Source organism: Variovorax paradoxus (assembly GCF_029919115.1).
In the GTDB taxonomy this organism is placed as follows: Bacteria; Pseudomonadota; Gammaproteobacteria; order Burkholderiales; family Burkholderiaceae_C; genus Variovorax; species Variovorax paradoxus_O.
Window position 1 is genome coordinate 5,391,825 of sequence record NZ_CP123990.1, and the last position, 21,243, is coordinate 5,413,067.

At 65.5% G+C, this 21,243-nt stretch carries 18 protein-coding genes; 9 read left to right on the plus strand and 9 right to left on the minus strand.

Going from position 1 to position 21,243, the window contains the following annotated elements:
- Window positions 1-4: 4 nt before the first annotated feature.
- Entirely contained in the window at window positions 5-724 is a 720-nt protein-coding gene (locus QHG62_RS25815; protein ID WP_281148438.1) for a Crp/Fnr family transcriptional regulator, read from the minus strand.
- Window positions 725-823: 99 nt separating this feature from the next.
- Between QHG62_RS25815 and QHG62_RS25820 the strand changes: the two genes are divergently transcribed.
- The 7 genes from QHG62_RS25820 to QHG62_RS25850 all read left to right on the plus strand — a co-directional run bounded on the left by QHG62_RS25820 (window position 824) and on the right by QHG62_RS25850 (window position 9,220).
- On the plus strand, window positions 824-1,414 hold the full coding sequence (locus QHG62_RS25820; RefSeq protein ID WP_281148439.1) for an HD domain-containing protein: 591 nt from the start codon (window positions 824-826) through the stop codon (window positions 1,412-1,414).
- A gap of 22 nt (window positions 1,415-1,436) precedes the next feature.
- Window positions 1,437-2,204 carry a class II aldolase/adducin family protein gene (locus QHG62_RS25825; RefSeq protein ID WP_157614430.1) on the plus strand — a complete coding sequence of 256 codons (768 nt, stop codon included), beginning with the start codon at window positions 1,437-1,439 and terminating at the stop codon, window positions 2,202-2,204.
- A 96-nt stretch (window positions 2,205-2,300) separates the two neighbouring features.
- A complete protein-coding gene (locus QHG62_RS25830; RefSeq protein ID WP_281148440.1) occupies window positions 2,301-3,179 on the plus strand; it encodes a bile acid:sodium symporter family protein in 879 nt (292 codons plus the stop codon).
- Between the two features lie 7 nt (window positions 3,180-3,186).
- On the plus strand, window positions 3,187-4,113 hold the full coding sequence (locus QHG62_RS25835) for a LysR family transcriptional regulator (protein WP_281148441.1): 927 nt from the start codon (window positions 3,187-3,189) through the stop codon (window positions 4,111-4,113).
- Between the two features lie 77 nt (window positions 4,114-4,190).
- Window positions 4,191-5,618, plus strand: coding sequence for an FAD-dependent tricarballylate dehydrogenase TcuA (gene tcuA, locus QHG62_RS25840; protein WP_281148442.1), 1,428 nt, complete (start codon window positions 4,191-4,193; stop codon window positions 5,616-5,618).
- A complete protein-coding gene (gene tcuB, locus QHG62_RS25845; protein WP_281148443.1) occupies window positions 5,602-6,828 on the plus strand; it encodes a tricarballylate utilization 4Fe-4S protein TcuB in 1,227 nt (408 codons plus the stop codon). The genes tcuA and tcuB overlap by 17 nt, the downstream gene beginning before the upstream one ends.
- A 97-nt stretch (window positions 6,829-6,925) precedes the next feature.
- Window positions 6,926-9,220 (plus strand): glycoside hydrolase family 3 N-terminal domain-containing protein, encoded by a 2,295-nt coding sequence (locus tag QHG62_RS25850; protein ID WP_281148444.1) that lies wholly within the window; start codon window positions 6,926-6,928, stop codon window positions 9,218-9,220.
- A gap of 97 nt (window positions 9,221-9,317) precedes the next feature.
- On the opposite strand, the gene QHG62_RS25855 is transcribed toward QHG62_RS25850, so the two are convergent.
- The 8 genes from QHG62_RS25855 to urtA all read right to left on the minus strand — a co-directional run bounded on the left by QHG62_RS25855 (window position 9,318) and on the right by urtA (window position 16,702).
- Window positions 9,318-9,668 (minus strand): alpha/beta hydrolase, encoded by a 351-nt coding sequence (locus tag QHG62_RS25855; protein WP_126746930.1) that lies wholly within the window; start codon window positions 9,666-9,668, stop codon window positions 9,318-9,320.
- A 182-nt stretch (window positions 9,669-9,850) separates the two neighbouring features.
- Window positions 9,851-10,195, minus strand: a complete 345-nt coding sequence (locus tag QHG62_RS25860) for an FmdB family zinc ribbon protein (protein ID WP_281148445.1) — start codon at window positions 10,193-10,195, stop codon at window positions 9,851-9,853.
- A gap of 8 nt (window positions 10,196-10,203) precedes the next feature.
- Entirely contained in the window at window positions 10,204-11,436 is a 1,233-nt protein-coding gene (fmdA, locus tag QHG62_RS25865; RefSeq protein WP_281148446.1) for a formamidase, read from the minus strand.
- Between the two features lie 23 nt (window positions 11,437-11,459).
- Window positions 11,460-12,149 (minus strand): urea ABC transporter ATP-binding subunit UrtE, encoded by a 690-nt coding sequence (gene urtE / locus QHG62_RS25870; RefSeq protein ID WP_281151820.1) that lies wholly within the window; start codon window positions 12,147-12,149, stop codon window positions 11,460-11,462.
- Between the two features lie 244 nt (window positions 12,150-12,393).
- On the minus strand, window positions 12,394-13,137 hold the full coding sequence (gene urtD, locus QHG62_RS25875) for an urea ABC transporter ATP-binding protein UrtD (protein WP_157614443.1): 744 nt from the start codon (window positions 13,135-13,137) through the stop codon (window positions 12,394-12,396).
- Between the two features lie 16 nt (window positions 13,138-13,153).
- Window positions 13,154-14,344: an urea ABC transporter permease subunit UrtC gene (gene urtC / locus QHG62_RS25880; RefSeq protein WP_281151821.1), complete on the minus strand. Its 1,191-nt coding sequence runs from the start codon at window positions 14,342-14,344 to the stop codon at window positions 13,154-13,156.
- Between the two features lie 34 nt (window positions 14,345-14,378).
- Window positions 14,379-15,293 (minus strand): urea ABC transporter permease subunit UrtB, encoded by a 915-nt coding sequence (gene urtB, locus QHG62_RS25885; protein ID WP_281148447.1) that lies wholly within the window; start codon window positions 15,291-15,293, stop codon window positions 14,379-14,381.
- Between the two features lie 143 nt (window positions 15,294-15,436).
- Complete coding sequence (gene urtA, locus QHG62_RS25890; protein ID WP_281148448.1) at window positions 15,437-16,702, minus strand: urea ABC transporter substrate-binding protein; 1,266 nt, start codon at window positions 16,700-16,702, stop codon at window positions 15,437-15,439.
- A gap of 251 nt (window positions 16,703-16,953) precedes the next feature.
- Between urtA and QHG62_RS25895 the strand changes: the two genes are divergently transcribed.
- On the plus strand, window positions 16,954-20,346 hold the full coding sequence (locus tag QHG62_RS25895; protein ID WP_281148449.1) for a hybrid sensor histidine kinase/response regulator: 3,393 nt from the start codon (window positions 16,954-16,956) through the stop codon (window positions 20,344-20,346).
- Complete coding sequence (locus tag QHG62_RS25900) at window positions 20,324-21,229, plus strand: response regulator transcription factor (RefSeq protein WP_281148450.1); 906 nt, start codon at window positions 20,324-20,326, stop codon at window positions 21,227-21,229. The genes QHG62_RS25895 and QHG62_RS25900 overlap by 23 nt, the downstream gene beginning before the upstream one ends.
- Window positions 21,230-21,243: the final 14 nt, after the last annotated feature.

The following is a 21,243-nucleotide window of genomic DNA, read 5'->3' on the forward strand; positions in this document are numbered from 1 at the left end:
CGGGCTACCCGCTGCGCACCAGCGCCTGCAGCGCGTCGACCGACAGAAGCTCGATGCGTCCATAGCTCAGTGAAATCAGCCCGTCGCGCGCCAGCGCGTTGAGTTCCTTCGAGAGCGTCTGGCGCGTAACGCCAAGCATCATGGCCAGCGCCTCCTGAGGCAGCATCAGCGTGCGGCGCAGCTGCACCGATTGCGTGGCGTCGCCGCGCGCCAGCACCAGCAGGCGGTGCGCCACGCGCGCACGCAGGCTGCGCAGCGTGGCATCTTCTGTCAGCCCGTAGAGCATGCGCACCCTTGCAGCCAGCATGAGTGCAATGGCGTTGGCAAACACCACGTCGCGCATCTGCTGTGCAAAAGCTTCAGGGGGCACCACCAGCAGATCGAGCGCCTCCAGGGCGGTGGCGTCGTGCGTGCGCGGCGAGCCGTCGAGCAGCGTGATCTCACCGAACCAGTTGCCGGGCTCCAGCACCGCGAGAATAGCTTCGCGCCCGTCCTGCCGCAGCGACGAGATCTTGATGGTGCCGGCCACCAGCCCATAGAAGCCGCCGCCCGCCGCGTGCACGGGGTCGCCTTGGCGAAACACCATGGCACCGCGCCGCAGATGAAGCAGTTCGGCCGCACCCAGCAAGGCATCGCGCTGCGCCCGCGGCATGCTCGTGAACCACGGGTTGCGCTCCATCGCAGCCAGGTGCGAGGCGGAAAGGCGCGGCTTGGTGGCGGACATGCGGGGGTTTTCCAGACCCCTGCATTGTCAAATTCTTGACAGTTGCACGTCAAGCGGGCGTCTACAGTGGCCCAGACCCCACATGAAGGAGACCACAAGATGAGCGAACGGGCGAGTTTCACCAGCATGCAGCAGAGCACGCGCGAAGACTGGCAACTGATCGGCGGCGAATTCAGGCAATTTGCAGGCGGCCTTCCCGCCCGCGTGATCAGGCACCTGCAGATCCTCGAAGGCGACTACGGCGGCTTTCCGGTCGACCGCTACACCCATTCGCTGCAAACCGCGACCCGCGCACTGCGCGACGGCCGCGACGAGGAATACGTGGTGTGCGCGCTGCTGCACGACATCGGCGACACGCTCGGCAGCTTCAATCACCCTGATATCGCGGCCGCAATCCTGAAGCCCTTCGTCAGCGAGGCCAACCACTGGATGGTGCAGCACCACGGCATCTTCCAGGGCCACTACTTCTTTCACCACATCGGGCTGGACCGCGACATGCGCGACAACTTCAAGAACCACCCGCACTACGAGCGCACGGCCGAGTTCTGCGCGCTGTACGACAACCCGGCGTTCGACCCCAAGGCCGAGACGCTGCCCATCGGCGAATTCGAACCCATGCTGCAACGCCTGATGGCGCAGCCCAAGCAGAGCATCTACAAGGCCGCGATGCAAGAGCCGGCCGCCGCCTGACATCCCACATAGGAACACCCCCATGAACGCAAACTCCCAATCCGAAATCCAGAAGCTCGTGTCCGCCGAAGAGTGGCAGCTGCGCGTCGACCTTGCCGCGTGCTACCGCCTGGTGGCGCTCTACGGCTGGAGCGACCTGGTGTTCACGCACATCAGCGCGCGCATTCCGGGGCCCGAGCACCACTTCCTCATCAACCCCTACGGCCTGATGTTCGACGAGATCACCGCGTCCAGCCTGGTCAAGGTCGACCAGCAGTGCAACAAGATCATCGAGTCGCCCTACCCCGTCAACCCGGCCGGCTTCGTGATCCACAGCGCCGTGCATGCCGCGCGCGAAGACATCCAGTGCGTGCTGCACACCCACACCAAGGCCGGCATTGCCGTGAGCGCGCAGAAGAACGGCGTGCTGCCCATCAGCCAGCAATCGACCTTCGTGCTGGCCTCGCTGGCCTATCACGACTACGAAGGCGTGGCCTTCCGCGATGACGAAAAGCCGCGCCTGCAGGCCGACATGGGCAACGCCAATTTCCTGATGCTGCGCAACCACGGCCTGCTCACTTGCGGCAAGACCATTGCAGACGCGTTCCTTTCGATGTACACCTTCGAGAACACCTGCCAGATCCAGATTGCAGCGCAGTCGGGCGGCGGCGAACTGACGCAGGTGAACCCGAAGATCGTCGAAGGCGTGGGCCAGGCGATGAAGGTGCAGACGGGCGGCCTGGGCGGGCAATTCGTCTGGCCGTCGCTCATTCGCAAGCTCGACCGCATCGACGACAGCTACAAGCAATAAGACGCGCCGATTCCGGTTTGCACGGCTGCCAGTGCCTGCGCGACAGGTGCCGGCAGCCATTTTTTTAGAAGAACCAGAAAGAGGAGACAACAAGGCATGGACGCTACGCTCATCGTGACCCGGTTTCTGTTCGGCGCACTGGCGCTGGTGATGTTCGGGCTCGGGCTTTCGCTCTCGCTGGAAGACTTTCGGCGGCTTTTCAAGCACCCCAAGGCGGTGACCATTGCGCTCGCGCTGCAGGTTGTCGGCCTGCCGCTGGCCTGCTACGCCATCATCGTCGGCTTCGGCCTGTCGCCGGTGTTCGCCATCGGGCTCATGCTGCTCGCGGCTTCGCCGGGCGGCATTTCGGCCAACCTGTTCTCGCACCTGTTCGGTGGCAACGTGGCCATGAACATCTCGCTCACGGCCGTGAACACGCTGCTGTCGATCGTCACGCTGCCGCTCATCGCCAACTGGGCCATCAATCATTTCGCGCAGGGCGGCCAGGTGGTGCCGCTGCAAACGCGCAAGCTGGTGGAGGTGATCGCCATCGTGCTGGTGCCGGTGGCCATCGGCATGTTCGTGGCCTCGCGCAAGCCCGGCTTCGCGGCGCGAATGGAAAAGCCCACCAAGATCTTCAGCGCGGTGGTGCTTGCGGTGGTCACGGTGCTGGCCATCGCCAACGAATGGAAGACCATCACCGCAACCTTCGCGGAAATCGGCCTGCCGGTGCTGCTGTTCAATCTGCTGAGCCTGCTCGCGGGCTACTACCTGAGCCGCGCCGCGGGCCTGGACAAGCCGCTGGCCACGGCCATCAGCTACGAGATCGGCATCCACAACTCCACTTTGGCCATCTTCATCGCGGTGAGCGTGCTGGGCAGCTTTCAGCTCGCGCTGCCGGCCGCGATCTATTCGGTGGTGATGTACATCACCGCCCCGCTGTTCGGCTGGTTGTTGCTGCGCAAGCCGCAACCGGAGGCCGTGCCTGCGCGATGATGCGGGCATGGAACTGAGGCAACTGCGTTACTTCGTCAAGGTCTGCGAACTCCACAGCATGGGCCGCGCGGCCGTCGAGCTGGGCGTGGTCACGTCGGCGCTCAGCCAGCAGATCAGCCGGCTCGAGAGCGAGCTTTCGACGCGGCTGCTGCAGCGCAGCTCGACCGGCGCGGTGCCCACCGATGCCGGCCTGGCCTTCTTGCACCAGGCGCAGCTCACGCTGCGGCATGCCGACGACGCCGTGCGCGCGGCGCAGCAGGCGCGCCTGTCAGGCCACGTGAGCGTGGGCCTCGCGCCCACCACGGCCACCGTGCTCGGCGTGCCGCTGATGCGCGCCATGCAGGAGCGCTACCCCGAGGTGCGGCTGCACATGGTCGAGGCGCTCTCGGGCCACCTCACCACCATGCTGCATGCGCGCCAGCTCGACCTGGCGGTGCTGTTCCAGACCGACACGCCGCGGCGCTGGAGCGTGCTGCCGCTGCTGGCGGAAAAGCTGTTCGTGATCGCATCGCCGACGCTGGACGGGCGCCCCACGGGCACCAAGGTGCGCCTGTCGCAACTGGCCGACGTGCCACTCATCCTGCCCAGCGGCAGCCATGGTCTCCGCGCAACGCTGATGGCCGCCTTCGCGCGAGCGCGGATTCAGCCGCGCATCGTGGCCGAGGTGGACGGCCTCGCGCTGCTGATGGACGCCGTGCGCGCAGGCCACGGCGCGACCATCCAACCCGGTGCCGCCACCGCCCGGCACGACCGCGACGACTTGCAACTCACGCAGATCAGCGATGCGCATGTGGGCCGCCGCAACCTGCTCGTCAGCCTCTCTGACGACGAGCTTTCTCCCGCCGCGCTCGCCGCACGCGTGGTGCTTGCCGACACCGCCCGCGCCCTGGTGCGCGAAGGCCGCTGGACTGGCGCCAGTCTTCTCGAAAACTGAACACCCGTTGCCTCTTTCGGCCTTTCGCGTGAAGGCCGCGCCGCCTAAAGTCTCCTGTATTCCAAGGAGACCCACGAGTGACAGATGTTCTGGTTGTCGGCGGCGGCAATGCCGCGCTGTGCGCCGCGCTGATGGCGCGCGAGGCCGGCGCTTCGGTGCTGCTGCTCGAAGCCTCGCCCAAGGAATGGCGCGGCGGCAATTCGCAGCACACCCGCAACCTGCGCTGCATGCACGACGCACCGCAGGACGTGCTGATCGACGCCTACCCTGAAGAGGAATACTGGCAAGACCTGCTGAAGGTGACCGGCGGCCTCACCGACGAGCACTTGGCGCGCCTGGTGATTCGCGCCTCATCCAGTTGCCGCGACTGGATGCGCAGCCACGGCGTGCACTTTCAGCCGCCGCTTTCGGGTGCGCTGCACGTGGCGCGTACCAATGCATTCTTCATGGGCGGCGGCAAGGCGTTGGTGAACGCCTATTTCCGCAGCGCCGAACGGCTGGGCGTGCAGATCCGCTACGACACGCCCGTGGCCTCGGTGGAGCTTGACGGCGACCGCTTCGTGGCCGTGCGCACCGAAGCCGGGGAGCGCATTCAAGGCAAGAGCTGCGTGCTGGCCTCAGGCGGCTTCGAGTCGAACCGCGAATGGCTGCGCGAAGCCTGGGGCCAGAACGAGCGCGGCGAATGGCCGGCCGACAACTTCCTGATTCGCGGCACGCGCTTCAACCAGGGCGTGCTGCTCAAGCACATGATCGAAGCCGGTGCCGACAGCATCGGCGACCCGTCGCAAGGCCACATGGTGGCCATCGATGCGCGCGCGCCGCTGTACGACGGCGGCATCTGCACGCGCATCGACTGCGTGTCGCTCGGTGTGGTGGTCAACCGCGAGGCGCAGCGCTTCTACGACGAGGGCGAAGACTTCTGGCCCAAGCGCTATGCCATCTGGGGCCGGCTCGTGGCGCAGCAGCCGGGGCAGATCGCGTGGTCGGTCATCGACCAGAAGGCTGTCGGGCGCTTCATGCCGCCGGTGTTCACCGGCACGCAGGCGAACACGCTCGGCGAGCTGGCGCAGAAGATCGGTCTCGACGAAACCGCGTTCGTTCGCACCGTGCAGGACTACAACGCCGCCTGCCGCGTCGGGCGCTTCGACCACACGGCCTTGGACGACTGCCACACCGAAGGCGTTGCACCGGCCAAGACGCACTGGGCGCGCCCTATCGACACGGCGCCCTTTTACGCGTACCCGGTGCGGCCCGGCATCACCTTCACCTACCTGGGCCTGAAGGTGGACGAAACGGCCGCGGTGCGCTTCGGCGGCCGGCCCAGCCCCAATCTCTTTGTGGCCGGAGAAATGATGGCCGGCAATGTGCTGGGCAAGGGCTACACCGCCGGCGTGGGCATGAGCATCGGCACGGCCTTCGGGCGCATTGCCGGCACGCAGGCTGCGCACGCGGCAAAGAACCTTTCGAAGAATTCCCCGGAGGCCGCCCTTGCAGCAGCTCACTGACCTCGTCGCGCGTGCCCGTGCGGATGCAGACGGCATAGGCAGCGCCTCGCCGCGGGTGAATCCGATCCGCCCCGCCCTGCCCCTGACTGCGAGCGAGGGCGAGGTGGCGCGCATCCTGCAGATCTGCAACGCCTGCCGCTATTGCGAAGGCTTCTGCGCCGTATTTCCCGCAATGACGCGGCGGCTCGAGTTCGGCAAGGCCGACACGCACTACCTGGCCAACCTGTGCCACAACTGCGGCTCCTGCCTGCATGCCTGCCAATATGCGCCGCCGCACGAGTTTGCGGTGAACGTGCCGCAGGCCATGGCTCAGGTGCGCATGCAGACGTACCACGACTACGCGTGGCCGCCCGCGATGGGCGCGCTCTACAAGAAGGCCGGCCTCACCGTGGCGCTCGCACTGGCCGCCGGCCTCGCGCTGTTTCTGGTGCTGGCCGTGGCGATGACGGGATCGCTGTTCCATGAGCCGCTCGCGGGCAATTTCTACGCGATCTTTCCGCACAACTTCCTGGCGCTGGTGTTCGGCGCGGTGTTCGGCCTGGTGGTGTTCGCGCTGGGCATGGGCACGCGCCGGTTCTGGCGCGAGGTGTCACCGGCACAGGAAAGCGCGCCCGCCGAAGTGGCCGACGTGCGCACCGCAGCCAGCGCCGAAGCCGCGCACGACGTGCTGCGGCTCAAGTACCTGGACGGCGGCCACGGCCAGGGCTGCAACAACGAGGACGACCGCTTCACTCTCTGGCGCAGGCGCTTTCACCACTTCACCTTCTACGGCTTCATGCTGTGCTTTGCCTCCACCTGCGTGGCAACGCTCTACCATTACCTGCTCGGCCTGCAAGCGCCCTATGCGTTGACCAGCCTGCCGGTGCTGCTGGGCACTGCCGGCGGCATCGGCCTGGTCATAGGCCCGGTCGGGTTGCTGTGGACGAACCTGCGGCGCAATGCCGCGCACGGCGACATTGCGCAGCGGCCGATGGACCGCGGCTTCATCGCGCTGCTGCTGCTCACCAGCCTGACGGGCCTTGCGCTGCTCGCCTGGCGCGACACCGCCTTCATGGCGCTGCTGCTCGCGGTGCACCTGGGCGTGGTCATGGCGCTCTTCCTGACGCTGCCCTACGGAAAGTTCGCGCACGGCATCTTCCGCTCGGCGGCGCTGCTGAAATTCGCGATTGAAAAACGCCTGCCCAGCCGCTTGCAACTGGGCGGCGACTGACCGCCGGGCCGACTAGCAACGGTCGGCAAACCACGTGTAACAGCTCCAAAGACCGACCGTTCCGTGCGGTCAGGCTTTGGCACGAGAATGGCAGGCCATGCACGCTCGTACCCCCGCCATGGCGGCCCTGCTGGGCCTGGCCTGTTTTCTCTCCCCCGTTTCCGCCGTCACTCCCGTCTCCCAGAGAGCCCTTGCAATCCCTCCCGCAGGGTCACAAGGCGCCGACGCGCGGATCGATTCGCTGGTTGCCCGCATGACGGTCGAAGAGAAAGTAGGCCAGCTCAGCCTCTACGGCCCCGCCGACACCAACATTCCCGGCAACCCCCAGGCCGCGCAACGCAATGCGCAGCAAGAGATAGACGACGTGCGCGCCGGCCGGCTCACGGGCCTGTTCAACAACCAGGGGCTGGAGCGCAAGCGCGTGCTGCAAGAGGTGGCCGTGCGCGAATCGCGCCTGGGCATTCCGCTGCTCTACGGCGCCGACGTGATCCACGGCTTTCGTACCATCTTCCCCATGCCCCTGGCAGAAGCCGCAAGCTGGGAGCCCGAGCTTGCCGAGCGCACCGCCCGCGCAGCCGCGGTGGAAGCCAGCGCCGACGGCTTTCGCTGGACCTTTGCACCCATGGTCGACATTGCACGCGATGCGCGCTGGGGCCGCGGCATCGAAGGCGCGGGCGAAGACGTGTACCTGGCCAACCTGTTCGCGGCGGCGCGCGTGCGCGGCTTCCAGGGCAACGACCTTTCGCGCGGCGACGCATTGCTGGCCACGCCCAAGCACTTTGCGGCCTATGGTGCGGCCGAGGGCGGACTCGACTACGCAGCCACCGACATTTCCGAACGCACGCTGCGCCAGGTGTACCTGCCGCCATTCCGCGCCGCGCTCGACGCGGGCGCGCTCTCGGTGATGAGTGCGTTCAATGAGATCTCGGGCATTCCGTCGATTGCCAACCCCGCGCTGCTGACCGGCGTGCTGCGCGACGAGTGGAAGTTCAAGGGCTTCGTGGTTTCGGACTACACCGCCGACGAGGAGCTGATTGCCCACGGCTACGCCGCGAATGGCCGCGAAGCCGCCAAGCAGTCGTTCCTGGCCGGCACCGATGTCAGCATGCAGAGCGGCCTCTACATGCGCTACCTTCCCGAGCTCGTGGCCTCGGGCGAAGTGCCGATGGCGCGGCTGGACGACGCGGTGCGCCGCGTGCTGTGGGTCAAGCAGAAGCTCGGCTTGTTCGACCATCCGTTTCGCGGGCTCGATGGCCCGCCGCCGCAAGCCCGCGCCGAAAACCCCGAACACATTGCGCTGGCACGCGAGGATGCACGCCGTTCCATCGTGATGCTGAAGAATCAGCGCTCAGTTCTACCGCTGCCCAAGTCCGGCAAGAAGATTGCGCTGATCGGGCCCTTCGGCTCGGGCACGCAAGACCTGCTCGGCGCCTGGAGCCTGTTCCCCGGCCAGTCGGCGCCGGTGGGCATCGAAGACGGCCTGCGTGCCGCGCTGCGCGACCCCGGCGCGCTGACGGTGGTGCGCGGCTCGGGCATCGATACGCCGCTGGCGGGCGGCATCGAGGCCGCGGTGGCCGCCGCGCGCGATGCCGATGTGGTGGTGCTCGCCGTCGGCGAGGGCCAGCTCATGTCGGGCGAGGCCCGTTCGCGCACCGACATCGGCATTCCGCAGGCGCAGCAAGACTTGGCTGAGGCGGTGGCCGCCGCAGGCAAGCCCGTGGTGGTGCTGCTGAGCAACGGCCGCGCGATGGCGCTGCGGGGCGCGGTGCGCAACGCCGACGCGATTCTTGTCACCTGGTTTCTGGGCGTGCAGACGGGCTCCGCCATTGCGGACGTGATGTTCGGCGACTTCAATCCGTCGGGCCGATTGCCGGTGAGCTTTCCGCAAACCTCGGGGCAGGTGCCCTTCTACTATGGGCAGAAGCGCACCGGCCGGCCGTTGCCCGACAACGACCAGGCCATGGCTTTCAAGACCCGGTATGTGGATACCACGAACCAAGCGCTCTACCCCTTCGGATACGGCATCGGCTATGCGCCGGTGCGCTACGACAGCGTCGAACTCAGCCGCGACAGGCTGCCGCTTGGCAGCAGCTTGCGCGTGCGCGCCACCATAACCAATACCGGCCAGCGCGAGGCCGAGGAAGTCGTGCAGCTGTATACCGCCGAACGCGCCGCGAGCGTGACGCGGCCGGTGCGCGAACTCAAGAACTTCCAAAAGGTGCGCATCGAGCCCGGCGCATCGAAAGTGGTCGAGTTCACGCTCGGTGCGGAAGACCTGCAGTTCATCGGCCGCGACATGAAGCCGACCGTCGAACCCGGCGAGTTCGACCTCTGGGTCGCGCCTTCGGCCACCGGTGGCATACGAAAGACCTTTGCGCTGACGCGGGAGTGATGCATACCGCGCAGCGGCTCCGCCGGCTTTTTGCAGCAACGGAAAACGGGCCCATCGAGGGCCCGTTCTTCATTGCGCTGATCGGCGAGGGATCGGCTTACAGGCCAGCTTGGCGCGTGAACGACACGCTGGGCTTCTTGTAGGCTTGCGGCACTTCGTCACGGTAGAAAGCGCGGCGGTCGAGGCTTGCCAGCGGGTCATGCGCCTTGGCAACAGCTTCGGCCTGGATCACCGAGCGGTCGGCGGTCGAGGTGAAGGCTTGTGCGCCGGCGCTGGCGCCTTCGCTGTATTCGTTGCCGGCGCGAGCGGCGGCAACGGCTTGCGGAGCAACTTCGGAGCGCGACACGCCCGAGTTCACGGTCAGCACGCCTTCATAGGTTTCTGCGTGCGCACCGGCGGCAGCCAGGAGCGAGAGAGCAGCGGCAGCGAGGATCTTCGAGGCATTCATTTCAATCTCCTAATGGGTTGGTTGGTGAGATGAAGTTTGATCCCGAACACCCATAAAAAAACGCCGCAAAATGAATCACGGCGTTCACGGGATTGAAACAATCGCCCCGGCTGCCAAGGCGCCGCGCAGGCTGCAGAGTTAGCTCGGCGTTAGGCCGGCGCTAGCTCGACCCTGGTTTGGCGTTAGTGCGAAATCATCCACGGCCGCTTCGAAGGCGCCGACTTGGCGCCGTTGGGCGCCGTCATTGTCGCGCTGCGCTTCGATGAGGCCGAGCAGCATCCGCAGCCCGCCGGGTGCTTGAAGCGCGCGTAGTCGCGCGAGCTGCCCGGCTCATGCCGCGCACGCTCGTTGGTCTCCATGGCGCGGCGCGTACCCGATGCCATCAGCGCGAGCCGCGGGGCGGCCGAAAGCACGCGCCGCGATGCGCATCCGCAGTCCGGGCACCCGGCAGGCTCGTCGCGTTGGCCCGAAGGCCGCAGCGCCTCGAATCCGCCGCACTGGCCGCAGGCATAGTCGTAGGTAGGCATGGGGCGCGTCAGACCAGGTCGTGCGAGAGCGGCATGTCGATGCTGCCGTCGATCATCTTCACCGGACCCGCCGCATTCGGGTTGATGTCGAAGTCGAAGATCTGCGTAGGCAGCCACAGCGTGGCGCAAGAGTTGGGCACGTCGACCACGCCGCTGATGTGTCCCTGCACGGGCGCGGTGCCCAGGATCGAATACGCCTGCGCCCCCGAGTAGCCGAACTTCTTCAGGTACTCGATGGCGTTCAGGCAAGCCTGCCGGTAGGCCACGTTCACGTCCAGGTAGTACTGCTTGCCGGCCTCGTCGACGGAGATGCCCTCGAAGATGAGATAGTCGTTGTACTGCGGCGTGATCACGCTCGGCTTGAAGATCGGGTTCTTGATGCCGTACTTGGCCATGCCGCCCTTGATGAGCGTGACCTTCATGTGCACCCAGCCAGCCATTTCGATGGCGCCGCAAAACGTGATCTCGCCGTCGCCCTGGCTGAAGTGCAGGTCGCCCACACTGAGGCCCGCACCGTCCACATACACGGGGAAGAAGACCTTGGAGCCACGCGACAAATCCTTGATGTCGCAGTTGCCGCCGTGCTCGCGCGGTGGCACAGTGCGCGCGCCTTCGGCCGCGGCCTTGGCACGGGCATCGCCTGTCATCTTGCCCATGTGCGCGGTGCCTGCGAACGGCGGGTTGGCAAGGCCGGGCACGCGGTCAGGGTCGGTGGCAATGAGCTTGCCTTCGCGCTCGTTCCACATGTCGAGCATGGGCTTGTCGGGCAGGCAGCCGATCAGGCCGGGATGGATGAGGCCCGCAAAGTTGACGCCGGGCACATGGCGTGAGCTGGTGAACATGCCCTTGAAGTCCCAGATGGATTTCTGCGCTTCGGGAAAATGATCGGTCAGAAAGCCGCCACCGTTCTTCTTCGAGAAAAATCCGTTGAAGCCCCAGAGGCTGTCCTGCTTGGCACCAATGTCGAGCAGGTCGACCACCAGCAGGTCGCCGGGCTCGGCGCCCTTCACGCCCACGGGGCCCGAAAGGTAGTGCACGGTGCTCAGGTCGATGTCGCGCACGTCGTCGGCGCTGTCGTTGTTCTTGATGAAGCCGCCGGTCCAGTCGAAGGTCTCAAGAATGAAATCGTCACCCGGGTTGACCCAGCAGGCCATCGGAATGTCCGGGTGCCAGCGGTTGTGGATCATCTCGTTCTCGGTGGGCGGCTTGGTCAGGTCGACCTTGATCAGCGTGTCCGTCATTTGCGGTGGCTCCTGGGTTGTGGTTAAACAGAGAGATATGCCTTGATGTGGTCCACATCGGTCTTGTCGCGCGCGGTCTCATGCACAAGCCGCCCGCCCTCGATCACGAAGAGCCGGTCGGCCACGTCCATCGCAAAGCTCAGCACCTGTTCGGACACCACAATGGTGATTCCGCGCAGCTTGCGAATTTCGTTGAGGGCCTTGGCAATGTCCTTGATGATCGAAGGCTGGATACCCTCTGTGGGCTCGTCGAGCAGCAAGACCTTGGGGTCGGTAACGAGGGCGCGCGCAATGGCAAGCTGCTGTTGCTGGCCGCCGGAGAGGTTGCCGCCCTTGCGGCGCTTCATGTCCCACAGCACGGGGAACAGCGCGTAGATTTCTTCTGGGATGCGCTTTGTCTTCGAGTTCTCGAGACCGGTCTGGATGTTCTCTTCCACCGTGAGGGTCGGAAAGATCATGCGACCCTGCGGCACGTAGGCAATGCCCTTGGCCACGCGCTTGAAGCTTTCGTCGCGCGACACGTCCTGCCCCGCCACTTCGATGCGCCCACTCTTCAGTGGCAGCACACCCATGAGGCTCTTGAACAGCGTGGTCTTGCCCATGCCGTTGCGGCCCATGATGGCTATTGTTTCGTTGGCATGGCCTTCGAAGGAGATGCCGTGCAGGGCTTCGCTCTGGCCGTAGGCTGCGTGCAGGTCATCGACCTTCAGCATGATGTTGCTCATGTCACTTCCTGGGGTGTTTGTTGTTGGCGCTGTTGTTGTTGGCGCTGTTGTTCAGGGCTTGTGCAAAGGCCACCGGGTACTCCCCTCCGCGAATGTCCCCCGGTAAAGGAGGAGGCCGCAGGCCGGGGGACATTCGCGGAGAAAGGTACCCCGTCGGCGGGTGCGCACCCTGAACCGCATCGCCCCGAACAAAGCACCAAACGCACAACGCGGCGAACAGAACAGCAAGCCATCAGTGCCCCAGATAAACGTCGATGACCTTCGGATCCGCCTGCACCTTCTCCATCGGCCCCTCGGCCAGGATCTTTCCCTGGTGCATCACCGTCACCTTGTGCGCAATCTGCTTCACGAACGCCATGTCGTGCTCGATGACGATCACCGCGCGGTTCTGGCAAATTCGCTTGAGCAGGTCGGCCGTGAGTTCGCGCTCTCTCGCGCTCATGCCTGCAATGGGCTCGTCGAGCATCAGCAACTCGGGCTCCTGCATCAGCAGCATGCCGATCTCCAGCCACTGCTTCTGCCCGTGACTGAGCAGGCCCGCTTCCGTGCGAAGCTTGTCGGCCAGGCCGATATCCTCGGCCACCGCTTGTACCTTGGCCTTGACCTCGTCGTCGCATTTGAAGGCCAGCGCACCGAGCACGGAACGCCCCTTCGGAAAAGACACTTCCAGGTTCTGGAAGACGCTCAGGTTCTCGTAGATCGATGGTGTCTGGAACTTGCGCCCGATGCCCAGCCGCACGCGCTTGTGCTCCGCCATTTTTGTGAGCTCGGTATTCTTGAACTTGATGCTGCCGCCGCTTGCCCGCGTTTTGCCGCAGATCAGGTCGAGCAGCGTCGTCTTGCCGGCGCCATTGGGGCCGATGATCACGCGCAGTTCGTTCTTGTCGATGTAGAGCGTCAGGTCGTCGATGGCCTTGAAGCCGTCGAAGGAGACGGTGAGGTCTTCCACGGCGAGCGCGAAGTCGGTGTTGCTCATGCGATGGGCTCCAGGTTCAGGCGCGTTGGCTGCCGATGCCGTCCGGCAATGCGGGTTCGGTCTGTGGTGCGGGAGATTGCGCAGCTACGGTTGCGGCTGGCGGCTTTACTGCGGCCTCGCGCAGTGCCTGGCGGCGGCCCTTCCACCAGGGCCTGATCTTTTCGTCCCACAGGCCCGCCAGGCCCATCGGGAACGCCATCGTCACGCCGATGAAGAGCCCGGCCATCAGGAACAGCCACAGGTCCGGAAAGCTCTCGGAGAACAGCGTCTTGCCCGCATTCACCAGCAATGCGCCGTACACCGCGCCCACCAGGCTCATGCGGCCGCCGACTGCGCAGAAGATCACCATCTCGATGGAAGGCACGATGCCCACGAAGCTCGGCGACATGAAGCCCACCTGCAACGCGAACATTGCACCGCCAATGCCCGAGAGGCCGGCCGCAAGGCAGAAGATGAAGACCTTGAAGTTCGACACGTCGTAGCCCGAGAAGCGCACGCGGTCTTCCTTGTCGCGCATGGCGAGCAGCAGCGTGCCGAGCTTGCTGGTCTGGATCCAGCGGCACAGCACGATGCTCGCGACCAGAAGGCCGACGCACACGTAGTAGAGGATGTACTTGGCGCCGTCGGTGCGCGTGTCCCAGCCCAGCATCGTCTTCAGGTCGGTCATGCCGTTGACGCCGCCCGTGTAGCCCTGCTGGCCGATGATGAGCACGGTGCAGATCAGCGCCACCGCCTGGGTGATGATGGCAAAGTACACGCCGCCCACGCGGCGCTTGAACATCGCAAAGCTCACGAGCCACGCCAGCGCCATCGGCGCCAGCACCACCAGCGCCAGGCTCAGCGGCAAGCTCTTGAACGGCAGCCACAGCACGGGCAGTTCGGTGATCTGGTTCCAATCCATGAAGTCCGGAATACCCGGCGTCGACTGGATCTTGGTCGTGATGGGGTCAGAGGCTTCAAGCTTCAGAAACATCGCCATCGCATAGCCGCCGATGCCGAAGAACACGCCCTGCCCCAGGCTGAGCACGCCGCCGTAGCCCCACACCATCACAAGGCCAACGGCGACGAAGGCGTAGGTGAGGTACTTGCCCACCAGGTTCAGGCGAAAGATGTCGAGCGACAGCGGCAGCACCACCGCCAGCAGCAACACCAGCAGCAAGAGGCTGCCCAGCTGGTAGCGCAGGATCGAGGCCTTGATGAAATTCATCATCGGAACGTTCTCCAGGAAGGGTTCGGGTTCATCAACGACGCACCTTCACGGCAAAGAGCCCTTGAGGACGCATCATCAGAATCAGCACGATCAGCGACAGCGTCAGCACCTTGGCCATCGAGCCGGTCATGAAAAATTCCGAGATCGATTGCGTCTGCGCAATGCCGAAGGCGGAAACCACCGTGCCCAACAGGCTGGCGGCGCCGCCGAAAGTGACGACCAGGAAGGCATCGACGATGTAGAGCGAGCCCGAGGTCGGCCCCGTCGAGCCGATGGTGGTGAAGGCCGCACCGGCCATGCCCGCAATGCCGCAGCCGATGGCGAAGGTCAGGCGGTCGGTCTTCGTGGTGTCGATGCCGGTCGCATTGGCCATGGTGCGGTTGGCCACGGTGGCGCGCACGCGCAGGCCCCAGCGGCTCTTGTGCAGCGCGACGAGCACACCGCCCGTGACCAGCGCGGTGAGCGCCAGCACGAAGAGGCCGTTGATCGGAATGTCGAGGCCTTCATGCGGCGTCCACGAACCCATGAGCCATTCAGGGAGCGTGGGGCTCACTTCCTTCGGGCCAATGAAGGTGCGAAAGAGCTGCTGCAGCCCCAGGCTCACGCCCCAGGTGGCCAGGAGCGTGTCGAGCGGCCGCTTGTACAGGTGCCGAATCAGCACCCATTCCACGATCCATCCGACGATGAAGGCGAACACGAAGGCCAGGCCGATGGCGATCGGAAAGTAGTACGGCATGAAAGCCGGCGCCAGGCTTTCGGTGACGCGTGCGGCCAGGTAGATCGAATAGGCGCCGATGGTCATGAACTCGCCATGCGCCATGTTGATGACGCCCATCTGGCCGAAGATGATCGCGAGCCCCAGGCCCATGAGCAGGAGCACCGCAAAGAGGCTCAGCCCCGCGAAGCCCTGCATGAGGCCGATGTTCATCATGTCCGACAGAGTCATGGAAGATTCCTGTGTTGGCTGCTGGCTCCTTCCCCTCCCGGGGGAAGGTCGGGATGGGGGCAGGCAGGGCGTGCCCATTGGCAGCGCCGCTTGCCCCCACCCCTGCCCTCCCCCAGCGGGGGAGGGAGAAAGTCATCAGGGGTTTACTGATAGCCCTTCGGAAACGGATCCGGCTTGATCAGCTCGCTCGACTCCGCCACCACCTTGAACGTCCCATCCAGCTGCCCCTGACCGATGCGCGCCTTGCTCCACAGGTGGTGGTTCGCATCCAGCTTCACGTAGCCTTCGGGTGCGGTCTTCAGCTCGATGCCGGGCGAGCCCGCAACCACCTTGTCCACGTCGAAGCTGCCGGCCTTCTCGACTGCCGCCTTCCAGAGCCACGGGCCCAGGTAGCCAGCCTGCGTGACGTCGCCGATCACCGCGTCCTTGCCGTACTTGCCCTTGAAGGCCTCCACGAACTTCTTGTTGTTCGGGTTGTCGAGCGACTGGAAGTACTTCATCGACGAATAGAAGCCCGCGAAGTTTTCGCCGCCCACGCCGGTCATCTCGTCTTCGGTCACGGCCAGCGTCAGCAGAAACTGCTTGTCGCCCGTGATGCCAGCGGCCTTGAGCTGCTTGTAGAAGGCCACGTTCGAGCCGCCCACCACGGCGGCAAAAATGCAGTCGGGCTTGGCCACCTTGATCTTGTTGATCAGCGAGTTGAAGTTGGTGTGGCCCAGCGGGTAGTACTCCTCGCCCTTGACCGAACCCTTCTGGAAGTTCTCGATGTGCTTGCGCGCGATCTTCATCGAGGTGCGCGGCCAGATGTAGTCGGAGCCGACGAGGAAGAAGGTCTTGGCCTTCTTCTCCTTCGCGCCCCAGTCCAGGCCCCAGATGATCTGCTGCGTGGCTTCCTGGCCCGTGTAGATCACGTTCTTGCTCTGCTCCAGACCTTCGTAGAAGGTCGGGTAGTACAAGAGGCCGTTCTCTTTTTCGAACACCGGCAGCACGGCCTTGCGCGAGGCGCTGGTCCAGCAGCCGAACACCGCGGCGCAATGGTCGTTGACCAACAGCTTCTTCGACTTCTCGGCAAAGGTCGGCCAGTCGGAGGCGCCGTCTTCCTTGATTACCTTGATCTTGCGGCCCAGGATGCCGCCCATCGCGTTGATCTGGTCGATGGCCAGCTGCTCGGCCTGGATCGAGCCGGTTTCCGAAATGGCCATGGTGCCCGACGACGAGTGCAGTTGCCCCACCGTCACTTCGGTGTCGGTCACCGCGAGCTTGGTGGTGTTGACCTTGGCCGTGGGGAACTGCGACTGGCCGAAGCTCAGGCCGCTCAGGCCCATCACGGGCAGCGCGGCGGCGCCCTGCAGCAAACGGCGGCGACGCAATGCCAGGGCATCGAGAGAAAGATCGGAATCACGCGACATCAGGAACTCCAGGCGGGTTGAAAGAAAGAGTTGACCGCGCACCATCGCAGTGCATCGGACGGTGCCCCGAGCACCATGGCTGGTACTTTAGAAATCACTTGCGCCGCCGCGAATACGTCATTCAACGTAGCGCCTGCAACCGCCCTGGCCCGCAGACTCGCAAGCCGTGCACAGGGCCGAAAAGCACGCAGGGAGCGCTTCTTGCTCTGCTGCCATCCATGCCGCCTACGCCCTTGCCGCAAGACCCCACCATGCAACCCGTCACCGGCCAGAAGATCTTTCGCATCCGCCGCGACTACAACGCGTGGGTCGCGAACGAAACGCTGGAGGACTACGCGCTGCGCTACACGCCGCGCAGCTTTCGCAAGTGGTCGGAGTTCCGCGTGGCCAACGCGGCGTTCGGTGCCACCTCGTTCCTGGCGCTGGAAGCCATTGGCGGCGCCATTGCGCTGAACTACGGCTTCTCGAACGCGCTGTGGGCCATCCTGGTGGTGGGGCTCATCACCTTCCTCACCGGCCTGCCGATTTCCTACTACGCGGCCAAGCACGGCGTAGACATGGACCTGCTCACGCGCGGCGCGGGCTTCGGCTACCTGGGCTCCACCCTCACCTCGCTCATCTACGCGAGCTTCACCTTCATCTTCTTCGCGCTCGAAGCGGCCATCCTCGCGCTGGCGCTGCAGCTGTACATCGATTGGCCGCTGCCGCTGCTCTACCTGCTCTCGTCGATCGTGATCGTGCCGCTGGTGATGCGCGGCATCACCCTCATTTCGGGCCTGCAGTTGTGGACGCAGCCGATCTGGATCGTGCTGTTCATCTGCCCCTTTGTTGCGGTGCTGGTGAAAAAGCCCGAGCTGTATGCCGACTTCACCGGCCTGGTGGGCCGCACCTCCGACAGCAGCGGCTTCGACCCGCTGATGTTCGGCGCCGCCGCCACCGTGGCGTTCTCGCTGGTGGTGCAGATCGGCGAGCAGGTCGACTACCTGCGCTTCTTGCCCGAGAAAACCGCCGCCAACCGGGGCCGCTGGTGGGCCGCGGTGCTGGTTTCGGGGCCGGGCTGGATCGTGCCGGGCATGCTCAAGATGATGGGCGGCGCCTTCCTGGCCTTTCTGGCGCTGCAGCACGAGATTCCGGGCAAGCACGCGATCGAGCCCACGTTGATGTACCTCACGGGCTTTTCCTACGTGCTGCGCGACCCGGCCTGGGTGCTGGCGATCACCACGCTCTTCGTGGTGGTGTCGCAGATGAAGATCAACCTCACCAATGCCTATGCGGGCTCGCTGGCGTGGTCCAACTTCTTTGCGCGGCTCACGCACAGCCACCCGGGCCGCGTGGTGTGGCTGGTTTTCAACGTGGTCATCGCCATCTTGCTGATGACGCTGGGGGTGTTCGCGGCGCTCGAGCACGTGCTGGGCTTCTACAGCAACATCGCCATCGCCTGGGTCGGCGCGCTGGTGGCCGACCTTGTCATCAACAAGCCGCTGGGCTGGAGCCCGCGCACCATCGAGTTCAAGCGCGCGCACCTGTACGACATCAACCCCGTCGGGCTGTGCGCAATGCTGGTGGCGGCTGCGCTTGCCATGCTGGCCTACTCCGGCGTGCTGGGGCAGTGGGCGCGGGCGTTCTCGCCGTTCATCGCGCTCGTCACGGCGTTGGCCGTTTCACCGCTGCTCGCGTGGCGCACGCGCGGGCGCTATTACCTGGCGCGCACCGACATCCAGCGCTGGACGCCGGGGCAGATGGTGAAGTGCTCGGTGTGCGACAACAGCTTCGAATCGGAAGACATGGCGCACTGCCCGGCCTACAGTGCGCCGATCTGCTCGCTGTGCTGCACGCTCGAATCGCGCTGCCACGATCGCTGCAAGACCGACTCGCGCGCTGCCGAGCAGATGAGCGGCTGGCTCAAGGCGCTGCTGCCGCCGGCTCTTTCGGCCCGGCTCAATTTTCGGGTGGCGCACTACCTGATGGTGGCAACCTCGCTGGTGGCGCTGCTGGCCACGGTGATGGGCGTGGTGTATGCGCAAGAAACCATTACGGGCTCCGATGCCATGGACCCTGCCTTGCGCAGCGCCTTTCTCAAGGTGTTCGCGCTGCTCTCGCTGGTGGCTGCGGTGGCCGCGTGGTGGATTGTGCTGGGCAGCGAGAGCCGGCAAATGGCGCAGGAAGAATCGAACCGCCACAACCACCTGCTCACCGTCGAGATCGAGGCGCACCGGCGCACCGATGCCGCCCTTCAAACCGCCAAGGAAGCCGCCGAGGCCGCCAACCAGGCCAAGACCCGCTACGTGGCCGGCATGACGCACGAGCTGCGAACGCCGCTGAACAGCATCCTCGGCTACTCGCAAATCCTGCTCAAGGGCGAGGCCGTGGCGCCGCCGCGCGAAGCAGTGCAGACCATTCAGCGCAGCGGCGAGCACATGCTCGGCCTGATCGACGGGCTGCTCGACCTGGCACGCATCGAGGCCGGCCGCCTGCAGCTCGAGCCCGCGCCGCTTGCGCTGCCCGCCTTCCTGGACGAGGTGGTGCACATGGTGCGGCCTCAGGCCGAGAACAAGGGCCTTGCCTTCGTGTACACCCACAGCGGCCGGCTGCCGCCCTGGGTGCATGCCGATGCCAAGCGGCTGCGGCAGATTCTCATCAACCTGCTGGCCAACGCGGTGCGCTTTACCGACAGCGGCACCGTCACGCTGCATGTGGATGCACGGCGCGAAGTGCTGCGCTTCGACGTGGTCGACACCGGCATCGGCGTGGCGCCGCAGGACCACCAGCGCATTTTCCTGCCGTTCGAACGCGGGGCCGCGGGACGCCGGCGCGGCGAGCCGGGCACGGGCCTTGGCCTCACCATCACCGGCCTTCTCACCTCGCTGATGGGTGGCGAGCTCGCCCTGGCTGCCACCTCGCCCGCGGGCAGCACCTTCAGCGTACGGGTGTACCTGCGCGAGGTGGCCGACCCCGGCCCGCAGGCGAAGGCCGGCGCATTGCGGCGGCTGGTGTCGGGCTACATCGGCGAGCGCCGCACGCTGCTGGTGGTCGACGACCAGCCGGTGCAGCGCCAGATGCTGGCCGGCATGCTGGTGCCGCTCGGCTTCGAGGTGCGCGAGGCCGCGAGCGGCACCGAATGCCTCGACAGCCTGCGCGAAAACCTGCCCAGCGCGATTCTCCTGGACCTCACCATGGACGACATGGACGGCTGGCAGACCGCGACACTGGTGCGCGCCTCGGGCTTCGACCGCATTCCGATCATCATCGTCTCGGCCAACATGTTCGAGAACCAGAGCGAGCTGCTGCGCGCTGCAGGCTGCCAGGCGTTCGTGGGCAAGCCGGTCATCGAATCGGAGCTGATTGCCACGCTGGAGCGCCACCTCGGACTCGAATGGCTGGCGCTCAACGATGCCATCCCACCCACCGTCGACGTCTCGGTGCGGCCCGATCAGCTGGCGCTTTCCGAAGACGACCGCGCCGAGCTGATGCGGCTGGTGCAGATGGGCCACGTGCGCGGCCTGCACCAGGTGCTCGACCGGCTTGCCGCGGCATCTCCGCCGGCCGCCGTGACCTGCACGTGGCTGCGCGGCATGGTCACGCGTTTCGATCTCGACAATCTCCGCAAGGCACTCGCAGAAGATGCAGACACTCTCGCCCCCTGAGACCGAACGCCCCGTGGTGCTGGTGGTGGACGACGCACCCAGCAGCCTCGGCATGCTGTGCGACACGCTCGAATCGAGCGGCTACACCGTGCTGGTTGCCGCCGACGGCGAGGCCGCGCTGCAGCGCCTTGAACTGGTGGTGCCCGACGCGATCCTCCTCGACGGGCTGATGCCCGGCCTCTCGGGCTTCGAGACCTGCCGGCGCATCAAGGCCAATGCGGCGCTCGCGCACATTCCCGTGCTGTTCATGACGGGGCTTTCGGAAACGGCACACGTGGTCGAAGGCTTCGAGTGCGGCGGCGTCGACTACGTGGTGAAACCCATTCGCGCACAGGAAGTGCTCGCGCGGCTGCACACGCACACGCGCAACGCACGCATCACGCGCATGGCACGCGACGCTGTGGACGTGGCCGGCATGGGCGTGGTTTTTGTGGATGCGCATGGGCGCATCGCATGGCGTTCTCCGCAAGCCGCGCTGTGGCTGCACGCCATGGATGCGGCGCCCTCGGCCGGCCTGCTGCCCGCGTCATTGGAGCCTGTGCTCGCGCGAGGCGCCGCCATGGCCCTGACGACAGCTGCAGGCACGCGGCTCTCGGTGCGCAACCTCGGCGCTGCTGCGCTCGGCGAAACCATGCTGCTTTTTGCGGTGCAGCGCGAAAGTGCGGCCGGCATTTCTTCGGCACGGCTCGCCGAAGCGGCGCTGACGCCGCGAGAGACGGAGGTGCTGTCTTGGCTTGCCAAAGGCAAGACCAACCGCGACATCGGCGAAATCCTCGGCACCAGCCCACGCACGGTCAACAAGCACCTGGAGCACATCTTCGAGAAGCTCGGCGTGGAGACGCGCGCAGCCGCGGCAGCGTTGGCGAGCGGGCAGCTCGCTTGAAAAGGCCGGCAGCG

Excerpts from the sequence above, each read along its gene's own strand:
- QHG62_RS25815 (WP_281148438.1), bottom strand. The coding sequence starts at position 724 with ATGTCCGCCACCAAGCCGCGCCTTTCCGCCTCGCACCTGGCTGCGATG.
- QHG62_RS25820 (WP_281148439.1), top strand. The coding sequence starts at position 824 with ATGAGCGAACGGGCGAGTTTCACCAGCATGCAGCAGAGCACGCGCGAA.
- QHG62_RS25825 (WP_157614430.1), top strand. The coding sequence starts at position 1,437 with ATGAACGCAAACTCCCAATCCGAAATCCAGAAGCTCGTGTCCGCCGAA.
- QHG62_RS25830 (WP_281148440.1), top strand. The coding sequence starts at position 2,301 with ATGGACGCTACGCTCATCGTGACCCGGTTTCTGTTCGGCGCACTGGCG.
- QHG62_RS25835 (WP_281148441.1), top strand. The coding sequence starts at position 3,187 with ATGGAACTGAGGCAACTGCGTTACTTCGTCAAGGTCTGCGAACTCCAC.
- QHG62_RS25850 (WP_281148444.1), top strand. The coding sequence starts at position 6,926 with ATGCACGCTCGTACCCCCGCCATGGCGGCCCTGCTGGGCCTGGCCTGT.
- QHG62_RS25855 (WP_126746930.1), bottom strand. The coding sequence starts at position 9,668 with ATGAATGCCTCGAAGATCCTCGCTGCCGCTGCTCTCTCGCTCCTGGCT.
- QHG62_RS25860 (WP_281148445.1), bottom strand. The coding sequence starts at position 10,195 with ATGCCTACCTACGACTATGCCTGCGGCCAGTGCGGCGGATTCGAGGCG.
- fmdA (WP_281148446.1), bottom strand. The coding sequence starts at position 11,436 with ATGACGGACACGCTGATCAAGGTCGACCTGACCAAGCCGCCCACCGAG.
- urtE (WP_281151820.1), bottom strand. The coding sequence starts at position 12,149 with ATGCTGAAGGTCGATGACCTGCACGCAGCCTACGGCCAGAGCGAAGCC.
- urtD (WP_157614443.1), bottom strand. The coding sequence starts at position 13,137 with ATGAGCAACACCGACTTCGCGCTCGCCGTGGAAGACCTCACCGTCTCC.
- urtC (WP_281151821.1), bottom strand. The coding sequence starts at position 14,344 with ATGAATTTCATCAAGGCCTCGATCCTGCGCTACCAGCTGGGCAGCCTC.
- urtB (WP_281148447.1), bottom strand. The coding sequence starts at position 15,293 with ATGACTCTGTCGGACATGATGAACATCGGCCTCATGCAGGGCTTCGCG.
- urtA (WP_281148448.1), bottom strand. The coding sequence starts at position 16,702 with ATGTCGCGTGATTCCGATCTTTCTCTCGATGCCCTGGCATTGCGTCGC.
- QHG62_RS25895 (WP_281148449.1), top strand. The coding sequence starts at position 16,954 with ATGCAACCCGTCACCGGCCAGAAGATCTTTCGCATCCGCCGCGACTAC.
- QHG62_RS25900 (WP_281148450.1), top strand. The coding sequence starts at position 20,324 with ATGCAGACACTCTCGCCCCCTGAGACCGAACGCCCCGTGGTGCTGGTG.